At 73.2% G+C, this 8,051-nt stretch carries 7 protein-coding genes, 1 pseudogene and 1 riboswitch; of the genes and pseudogenes, 5 read left to right on the top strand and 3 right to left on the bottom strand.

The genetic code is table 11. The annotated features are described in order from the left end of the window. Positions 1-1,890: cell division protein PerM (locus ETD83_RS36615; RefSeq protein ID WP_230421425.1), on the top strand; the 1,890-nt coding region annotated here is incomplete at its 5' end. Here ETD83_RS36615 and ETD83_RS36610 read toward each other — a convergent pair. Beyond that, positions 1,887-2,519 (bottom strand): hypothetical protein, encoded by a 633-nt coding sequence (locus tag ETD83_RS36610; RefSeq protein WP_138649792.1) that lies wholly within the window; start codon positions 2,517-2,519, stop codon positions 1,887-1,889. The two genes, ETD83_RS36615 and ETD83_RS36610, sit on opposite strands and share 4 nt — an antisense overlap. Before the next feature lie 145 nt (positions 2,520-2,664). Here ETD83_RS36610 and purN point away from each other — a divergent pair, with 145 nt between their 5' ends. The 3 genes from purN (at position 2,665) to ETD83_RS43175 (ending at position 5,224) form a co-directional block, all read left to right on the top strand. After that, complete coding sequence (gene purN / locus ETD83_RS36605; RefSeq protein WP_138649791.1) at positions 2,665-3,351, top strand: phosphoribosylglycinamide formyltransferase; 687 nt, start codon at positions 2,665-2,667, stop codon at positions 3,349-3,351. Continuing rightward, positions 3,332-4,897, top strand: a complete 1,566-nt coding sequence (gene purH, locus ETD83_RS36600) for a bifunctional phosphoribosylaminoimidazolecarboxamide formyltransferase/IMP cyclohydrolase (protein WP_138649790.1) — start codon at positions 3,332-3,334, stop codon at positions 4,895-4,897. Before purN ends, purH begins: the two co-directional genes overlap by 20 nt. Positions 4,898-5,059: 162 nt before the next feature. Continuing rightward, a complete protein-coding gene (locus tag ETD83_RS43175; RefSeq protein WP_171064649.1) occupies positions 5,060-5,224 on the top strand; it encodes a hypothetical protein in 165 nt (54 codons plus the stop codon). Positions 5,225-5,286: 62 nt separating this feature from the next. Here ETD83_RS43175 and ETD83_RS36595 read toward each other — a convergent pair whose 3' ends face one another. After that, entirely contained in the window at positions 5,287-5,880 is a 594-nt protein-coding gene (locus tag ETD83_RS36595; RefSeq protein WP_138649789.1) for a GNAT family N-acetyltransferase, read from the bottom strand. 148 nt (positions 5,881-6,028) lie between these two features. Further along, positions 6,029-6,114, top strand: a riboswitch (ZMP/ZTP riboswitch). Positions 6,115-6,136: 22 nt separating this feature from the next. Here ETD83_RS36595 and ETD83_RS36590 point away from each other — a divergent pair. Next, positions 6,137-6,988 (top strand): bifunctional methylenetetrahydrofolate dehydrogenase/methenyltetrahydrofolate cyclohydrolase, encoded by an 852-nt coding sequence (locus ETD83_RS36590; RefSeq protein WP_138649788.1) that lies wholly within the window; start codon positions 6,137-6,139, stop codon positions 6,986-6,988. Positions 6,989-7,316: 328 nt separating this feature from the next. Here the strand turns inward: ETD83_RS36590 and ETD83_RS36585 are convergent. Then, positions 7,317-7,892, bottom strand: a pseudogene (locus ETD83_RS36585) (FHA domain-containing protein); the annotation flags it as partial. Between the last annotated feature and the right edge of the window lie 159 nt (positions 7,893-8,051).

The following is an 8,051-nucleotide window of genomic DNA, read 5'->3' as shown; positions in this document are numbered from 1 at the left end:
CCTCAGCCCCCGCCCGAACCCCAGCCGGAGCCGCAGCCGGTGGCGGCCAGGCCGCTGTACGTGACCGGGCTCATCACGGCGCTGTGGTGCATCGGGATCGGGCTCACCGTGCTCACCACCGTCACGCTGATCGGGTGGATCGCGGCCCCCAAGACGGCGTTCGGCGACGGCATGACCGGGGTGTTCCGGACGGCCGTGAACTTCTGGCTCGTCTCCCACCACGCGGGTTTCTCCTACGGGCAGGGACGGGTCGGCCTGCTGCCGCTCGGCGTGATCGTCCTGCCCGGGGCGCTGCTGTACCGGGGCGGCGGATGGATGATCCGGGCCGCCGGGCTGCCACACCGTCCTCCAGCCCCCACCCACCGCCATTCAACGGACGAGCTCCGCTCGACGGACCGTCCGCGGACCGCGGTGGTGCGCGTCGCGGTCGCGCTGGCCGTGCCCTACGCCGGGCTGGCCGTGCTGCTCGCGCTGGCGGTGTCGTCCCCGGAGGTCCGCCCGTCGGCGTGGCAGGCGCTCGTCGGGTGCTTCCTCGTCGCGATCATCGCGGGCGGGCTCGGCGCCGCGCGGGCCGTCGTCGCGGCGCAGGTCGCGGCGGAGGCGAAGGGGCGGCGGGTCAGGTCCGGGCTCGGCGCGCTGCTGCGGCTGCTGCCGGACCGGCCGCGCTCGCTCGTGATCGGCGTGGCGGGCTCGCTCGCCGTGCTGCTCGCGTCGGGTGCGCTGCTCGTGGGCGCGTCGCTGGCCATGCACATGTCGGAAGCCGACCACCTGTACGACCTGCTCGCCCCGGGCGTCGTCGGCGGCGTCCTGCTGTTCCTGGTCGAGCTGGCGTTCCTGCCGAACGCGGTGATCTGGGGGATGGCGTACGCGGTCGGCCCCGGCTTCTCGGTCGGCGCCGGGACGAGCGTGTCGCCGACCGGGGTGTTCCTCGATCTCGTCCCGGCGTTCCCGCCGCTCGCGGCGCTGCCCCAGCCCGGCCCGGCACCGGCGTTGTCACTGATCGCGCTCGCCGCGCCGTTCCTCGCGGGCGCGGTCGGCGGCGTCCTGACGATCCGGTCGATGCCCACCCGGGTGTCGGAGGGGGCGCCGCTGTGGGGATTCCTGTCCGGCGCGCTGACGGGCGCCGTGGTGGCGCTGCTGAGCGCGCTGTCCGGCGGGCCGCTCGGCGATGGACGGCTGGCGACCGTGGGGCCGTCCGCGTGGCGGGTCGGGCTGCTCGCGGCCCTTGAGGTGGGCATCTCGGCGGCGATCGCGGCATGGGTGGCGAACTGGATGGCGCTGCGCCGTCCCGCCCGCGCGACGTCCAGGACGAGGGCGTCGAAGTCCAGGTCGAAGCCCGAGAAGAAGGCCGGGAAGAAGGTTGAGAGGAAGCCTGCGAGGGAGACCGCGCGGAGGCGTGCGCGCGAGGTCGCGACGCCGATGCCGCTGTCGGCGCCCGTTCCCGGCGACTACGGGACGAAGATTCCCGAACCGCGGGCCACAGCCGGGGCATCCGGGGGATCTGGGGGATCCGGGGCGGTCAGGCCGCCCTTCGCGCCTGATCCGCTGCAGTTCGAGGAGGCGGAGCCCGTCCTCGCGCCGCGCCGCCGCGTCCGCCGGTCGCTGGACCCGCTGCCCGAACTGATCGAGGAGCGTCCGGAACCGGAATCGGAGCCCGCGCCGCGACCCGAGCCCGAGGCGCGGCCTGAACCCCCGCCGGCCCCGGGGCGGGACGGAACGGTCGTCGTCGAAGGTCACATCATCGACGACCCGGCGGACGAGCCGGGCCCCGGGCCGTCCGCGCCCGCACCGCCTCCGCCCGAGGACCCCGGGCGCATCGAGAACAGGGGCGGCGCCATCTACGTCCTGCGCGAAGAGCCCGACCCGGACCTGACCGATGAGCAGGGCTAGAGCAGGTCGCCGTACTTGTCCATGCTGCCGGAGGGCAGGCCGAGCTTGTCCTCGATCCTGGGGTAGTACTCGTCCCGGCAGGACTGCTTGTCGGTGGTGGTGTTGGACCCGCTGAGGCAGCTCTGGTAGCCGCTCAGCTCCGTCCACAGGAACGCCGTGAGCGTCACCGACAGCATCGAGAACGCCAGGCCGATCGAGCCGAGGACGATGCCCGGAACGGCGCCCGGCGCGGCTCCCCGGGCGCGGCGCGCGGTCCGGCGGGCCCGGATGCCGACGACCAGCGCGGCGACGCCGAGGACCAGGCCGAGCGGATAGAAGAAGAACGCGGTCAGCAGCGCGATGGCGCCGAGCCACAGGGCCCGCCAGCCGGTCCGCTGCGAAGGCGCCTGCCCCGTCGGCGGCATCGGCCCGGTCTGCGGCCCCTGCCCCGTCTGCGGCCCCTGGCTCGCCTGCGGTGCCTGGCCCGTCGGCGGTGTCTGGTCCGTCGGCGGTGTCTGGTCCGCCTGGGGCGGCTGGTCTGGCTCCGGGTGCCGGTCTGTGGGCGGTGTCGGTCCCGCGGGCGGCTCTCCCGCCGGCCGCCCGCCTGGGCGGTCTTCGGGCTGGGCCGGAGGGCCCGGCTGCTCGCTCACGCTCTGTTCCTCCTGGGCGGTGATGTGGATCCCCCGTGATCCGTGTTCTGGGGGCGTCGAGCGGGCCCGATAGGCTGCATGTCGGCCCGTTCGACGAACCTCACGCCGATCCCCGCCGTCCACCAGCATCGTCCACCAGGGAGTCATGGTGTCCGCCCGGCTCGTCGTCCTCGTCTCCGGCGCGGGGACCAACCTACAAGCGCTGCTCGACGCGTGCGCGGATCCAGCCTACGGGGCGAAAGTGGTGGCCGTGGGCGCGGACCGTCCCGATATCGGCGGAACCGCCCGCGCCGAACGGTCCGGTGTGCCCGCTTTTACCGTATGCGTCCCTGATTTCCCGTCTCGGGACGACTGGGACGCGGCGCTGACCGAGGCGGTGGCGCGGCACGAGCCCGACCTCGTGGTGTCCGCCGGGTTCATGAAGATCCTGGGGCCGCGCTTCCTGGCGCGGTTCGGCGGCCGGACGGTCAACACCCATCCCGCGCTGCTGCCGTCCTTCCCCGGCGCCCACGCCGTACGGGACGCCCTGGCGTACGGGGTGAAGGTGACGGGTTGTACGGTTCACTTCGTCGACGAAGGAGTGGACACCGGGCCCGTCATCGCCCAGGAGACCGTCCCCGTGCGCTGGCACGACGACGAGGACTCCCTGCACGAGCGGATCAAGCAGGTGGAGCGCGGGCTCCTGGTCGACGTCGTCGGACGGCTCGCCCGCGACGGCTGGACGGCGCACGGCAGGCGGGTCTCGTTGAAGTGCAGGACCTGCGACGAGTCAGGTGACAGCGGTTCGTCCGATCAAGAGGGGAGCTCGGCCGGTGAGTCGGGTGGCGATTAAGCGCGCACTGATCAGCGTGTACGACAAGTCCGGGCTGGAGGAGCTGGCCCGGGGCCTGCACGAGGCGGGCGTGGAGATCGTCTCGACCGGGTCCACGGCGGGACGGATCGCGTCCGCCGGCGTCCCGGTGATGAAGGTGGAGAAGCTCACCGGGTTCCCCGAGTGCCTCGACGGACGGGTCAAGACCCTGCACCCGACGGTGCACGCGGGCCTGCTCGCCGACCGGCGCAAGGCGGACCACCTGCAGCAGCTCGACGACCTGTCCGTCGAGCCGTTCGACCTGCTCGTGGCGAACCTGTACCCGTTCGCCGAGACGGTCGCGTCGGGAGCCTCGCCGGACGAGTGCGTCGAGCAGATCGACATCGGCGGCCCGACGATGGTGCGCGCCGCCGCGAAGAACCACGCGAGCGTCTCCGTCATCGTCGACCCGTCCGCGTACGCGGCGGTCCTGGAGGCCGTCCGGGCGGGCGGGTTCACGATCGAGGAGCGGCGCCGTCTCGCCGCGCAGGCGTTCGCGCACACCGCGTCCTACGACGTGGCCGTCGCGTCGTGGTTCGCGAGCGGCTACGCGCCCGACGAGACCGCCGCCGAGACGCGGTGGCCCGACTTCCTCGGCGCCACCTGGGAGCGGTCGAACCCCCTCCGGTACGGCGAGAACCCGCACCAGCGCGCCGCGCTGTACCGCACGCCCGGCGAGTCCGGGCTGGCCGGGGCGGAGCAGCTGTACGGCAAGGAGATGTCCTACAACAACTACGTGGACACCGACGCCGCCCGCCGCGCCGCCCACGACTTCACCGACCCCTGCGTGGCGATCATCAAGCACGCCAACCCGTGCGGTATCGCGATCGGCGCCGACATCGCGGAGGCGCACCGCAAGGCGCACGCCTGCGACCCCGTGTCGGCGTACGGCGGCGTCATCGCGGCGAACCGTCCGGTCACCGCCGACATGGCGCGGCAGGTCACCGAGAGCTTCGCCGAGGTGCTGGTAGCGCCGTCCTTCGAGGAAGAGGCCGTGGCGGTCCTCACCGGCCGGTTCAAGAACATCCGGCTGCTGGTGTGCCCGGACGCCCCGACGGGCGCCGTCGAGTACCGGCGCATCGACGGCGGCGTCCTCCTGCAGGGCGTCGACAACGTGGACGCGCCGGGCGACGACCCGTCCGCCTGGGAGCTCAAGACCGGCCCGGCCGTGGACGAGGCCACGCTCGCCGACCTGGCGTTCGCGTGGCGCGCGATCCGGTCGGTGAAGTCCAACGCGATCCTGCTCGCCGCGGACGGCGCCACCGTCGGCGTCGGCATGGGCCAGGTCAACCGGGTCGACTCCGCCAAGCTCGCCGTCGCGCGGGCCGGGGCGGAGCGGGCCGCGTCCGCGGTCGGCGCGTCCGACGCGTTCTTCCCGTTCCCGGACGGCCTTGAGGTGCTGACCGCCGCGGGCGTCCGCGCGATCGTCGAGCCCGGCGGTTCCGTCAAGGACGACCTGGTGATCGCCGCCGCCGAAAAGGCCGGCATCAGCCTCTACTTCACCGGCGTCCGGCACTTCTTCCACTGACGCCCGGCGAACCCGGTGTGGCGGACGACACCGCCACATCGGGTTTACCTCTGGATTCTTTACTTTTCGCGGCGGGTAGCCTCGGCCTGGCCGCGCCCCATGCCCTTCCAGACCCACCCCCTGGCGCGGGCGAATCCGTGTGGAGGCGCGATGGATGTGCTGATGTCCCTCTTGCTGGTCGTGGTGTACCGGGCGGACGCGCTGCTGATGGAGTCACGGCAGGTGATCGGCCTGGCCGCGGCGTTCCTCGCCGCGATGCTCGCCGCCCAGCTCGGCTGGCACGGCACCGACCGCATCCTCGCCTGGCGCGAGCGCTCCGAAGACTGACCGGGCCCCTGAGACCGACCGGCCCCGGCATCCCGACCGGCCCTGAGGACTGACCGCCGGGATCAGCGGAGCCTGGACCGGAGCGCCTTCGCGGCCGTGGGCCAGTCGTCGTCCGTCATCGCGTAGGCGGCGGTGTCGCGGATCGACCCGTCCTCGCGGATCCGGTGCTTGCGGTGGACGCCCTCGAACGACGCGCCGAGACGCTCGATCGCCGCGCGCGACCGCTCGTTCCGGACGTGGGTGTGCCAGCCGACCCGGATCGCCCCGAGATCGTCGAACGCCCGTCCGAGCAGCAGCAGCTTCGCCTCCGTGTTGAGGCCCGACCGCTGCCAGCGCGCCCCGAGCCACGTGTACCCGATGCAGAGCCCGCGATGGGACGGAGTGATCTCGTAGTACGACGTCGTCCCGGCGACCTCGCCGGTCGCGACGTCGATCTGCGCCCACGGCAGCCGCAGGCCCTGCTCGTGCTGCGCGAGGGCCCTGTCGAGCAGCGTGCGCATCTCGCCGGCGGACGCGGGCTGCCGCTCGGTCAGCCACGTCCAGACCTCCGGGTCCTTGGACGCCGCGAACAGGCCCTCGGTGTGCTCCGCCGTCAGGGGCTCCAGCCGCACATATCGCCCGGTCAGGACGGGCCGCTCGAACCATGCGTGACTCATGCGGATCACGCTAAGAACGGACCGGAGGCGTCCGGCAGGGCCACTTTCCGCCGATTTCCGCGAACCACTGCGATTTCCGCGAACCACTGTGACGGCCCCGGCGGCCGCACGTCGCCGCCCGCTTCCTCGCCCGCCCGGCGGATAGCATGGGCGTTCACGCGACTGGCGCGGTGAAGGTGGGGCACCACCGGGGAGCGAACCACAGTCCGGACACCGCGCGCCTGGGTGGACGGGACCCATCCCCGCGGAGGAACGCATGACTGCACAGATTCTGGACGGCAAGGCCACGGCCGCCGACATCCGCTCGAACCTCAAGGTCCGCGTCGAGGCGCTCCGCGACCGGGGGGTGTCCGTCGGGCTCGGGACCGTCCTCGTCGGCGACGACCCCGGCAGCCACTCCTACGTCAACATGAAGCACCGCGACTGCGCCGAGGTCGGCATCGAGAGCATCCGCCGCGACCTGCCCGCCACCGCCGCGCAGGACGACGTCGAACGCGCCGTCGCCGAGCTGAACGCCGACCCGGCCTGTACCGGCTACATCGTCCAGCTCCCGCTCCCGAAGGGCCTGGACGAGCAGCGCGTCCTGGAGCGCATCGACCCGTCCAAGGACGCCGACGGCCTGCACCCCACGAACCTCGGACGGCTCGTCCTCATGCAGCCGGGGCCCCTCCCGTGCACGCCGAAGGGCATCATCGAGCTGCTCCGGCGCTTCGACGTCCCGATCAAGGGCGCCGACGTCACCGTCGTCGGCCGCGGCATCACCGTCGGACGCTCCCTCGGCCTGCTCCTCACCCGCCGCACGGAGAACGCGACCGTCACCCTCTGCCACACCGCGACCCGCGACCTGGCGGCGCACACCCGCCGCGCCGACATCGTCGTGGCCGCCGCCGGGGTCCCCGGGCTCATCACCGCCGACATGGTCAAGCCGGGCGCCGCCGTCCTGGACGTCGGCGTGTCCCGCGTGGACGGCAAGCTCGCCGGGGACGTCGCCGCCGACGTCCGCGAGGTCGCGGGCTGGGTCGCGCCGAACCCGGGCGGTGTCGGCCCGATGACCCGCGCCATGCTCCTCGCCAACGTCGTGGAAGCCGCCGAGCACGAGGCCGCCTGACGTCCGACTGACGCCCGGCCCGCACATGTGCGAGGGCCGCCATCAGCACCCTGATGGCGGCCCTCGCCTGCGCTTCACCGGACGGAGCCGCGCTGTCACCTGCGCGGCCCCGCACGGGCCGGTTCAGCGATCGCCCTCGAACATTGCGCTGCCCGGAGGGCGATCACGTCTCATCTCAGCTGGCCCTCCGTCCCGCCGCGCTGGGTGCCCGGCCGGGCCCGGTGACGTGCGCGTGGCCCGCGCCCGGCCGCCGGGTCTCGGTCGTCGTGCCCCGGACCCCGGGGACCCGCCCGTCCATCGGAGGGCGGCCCTGCGGGACGTGCACCGGCGGCAGCGGCCGGACGAGGCCCATCGCGATGACCTCGTTGGCGAGCCGCGTGCGCCGGTTGGCGCCCTCGGGAATGCGGAACTTCTGGTAGAGGCGCAGCAGGTGCTGCTTGACGGCCGCCTCCGTCACCACCAGCTCCCCGGCGATGTCGCGTGCCGTGGCGGGGGCCACGAACGCCTCGTCGGACAGGGCGGGACGGCAGAGCGAGGTCAGCACGTCGACCTCGCGGCGGGTGAGCTCGGGTGCGACGGCCCGGCGCAGTTCGACGTCCGGGTCGACCTCCTCACGGGGGATGCCCCCCATCCGGCAGCGCGCCGTGCCGAAGCTCACGACGTCGCCGTCCTCCAGGACACGGCGGGCGATCGGCCGGCCGTTGACGCGGGTCCCGTTGCGGGACAGGCCCATGTCCACCACGTAGACGTACGGACCGCGTCGGACGATCTCAGCGTGCAAACGGGACACACTCGGGTCGTCGAGGCGGATGTCGACTCCTCTCCCTCTCCCGACCGTCGTAACGTCGGGGCGCAGCGGCATCACCAGCCCGCTGTCCTCGATCCGCATGAACGGCCCCTCCACGGCAGTCCTCCCAGCTAGTTAGCGACCCCTGTCTGCCGGGTTACCCGGGCGCGTCACCGTCACACCCTCCTACTGGCGAGTAGGACCGATGGCGCAGGGGATTCGGGCCTCTCCGGCATCTGTCTCTTAGACACATCGGACGCTCCCGCCTAAGTGGAC

This window comes from Actinomadura soli (assembly GCF_005889715.1).
GTDB lineage: Bacteria > Actinomycetota > Actinomycetes > Streptosporangiales > Streptosporangiaceae > Spirillospora > Spirillospora soli.
The sequence above is the reverse complement of the archived record's forward strand: the minus strand, read 5'-3'. Positions and strand labels throughout refer to the sequence as shown.

Coding starts and splice junctions, on each gene's coding strand:
- ETD83_RS36590 (WP_138649788.1), top strand. CDS start 6,137: ATGACTGCACAGATTCTGGACGGCAAGGCCACGGCCGCCGACATCCGC.
- ETD83_RS36595 (WP_138649789.1), bottom strand. CDS start 5,880: ATGAGTCACGCATGGTTCGAGCGGCCCGTCCTGACCGGGCGATATGTG.
- purN (WP_138649791.1), top strand. CDS start 2,665: ATGGTGTCCGCCCGGCTCGTCGTCCTCGTCTCCGGCGCGGGGACCAAC.
- ETD83_RS43175 (WP_171064649.1), top strand. CDS start 5,060: ATGTCCCTCTTGCTGGTCGTGGTGTACCGGGCGGACGCGCTGCTGATG.